This is a genomic window from Bradyrhizobium sp. CCBAU 45321 (genome assembly GCF_028128975.1).
Taxonomy (GTDB): Bacteria; Pseudomonadota; Alphaproteobacteria; order Rhizobiales; family Xanthobacteraceae; genus Bradyrhizobium; species Bradyrhizobium yuanmingense.
On record NZ_LFKZ01000031.1, the window covers coordinates 1 to 410 of the forward strand.

At 76.8% G+C, this 410-nt stretch carries 1 protein-coding gene; it reads right to left on the reverse strand.

The window, feature by feature from the left end; translation table 11 throughout:
* Positions 1-410, reverse strand: a 410-nt coding sequence (locus ACM43_RS09520) for a hypothetical protein (RefSeq protein ID WP_271539842.1), incomplete at both ends; no start/stop codon positions are given.

Below are 410 nucleotides of genomic sequence, written 5' to 3' on the forward strand. Positions count from 1 at the left end.
GACCGGGGCGCAGCAGGAGGGTCTCGTCGTCCTCGCCGAGCAGCTTGCCGCGCCCACGGCCCGCGTCTTGGCCCTGGAGGGTCTCGCCGTGGGCATGGCAGAGCTTGCGCCCGCGCTCCAGGAGCGCCTCGTCGTCATCGCCGAGCAGCTTGAGGAGCCCGCGCACCGCGCCGCGGCTCTGCGCGGCCTCGGCCGGGGCATGGCAGGGCTTGCGCCCGCGCTCCAGCAGCGCCTCGTCGTCATCGCCGAGCAGCTTGACATGCCCGCGCACCGCGTCTGGGCTCTGCAGGGCCTCGGCGCGGGCGTGGCAGGGCTTGCGCCCGCGCTCCAGGAGCGCCTCGTCGTCATCGCCGAGCAGCTTGAGGAGCCCGCGGACCGCGCCGGGGCTCTGGCGGGCCTCGGCGCGGGCC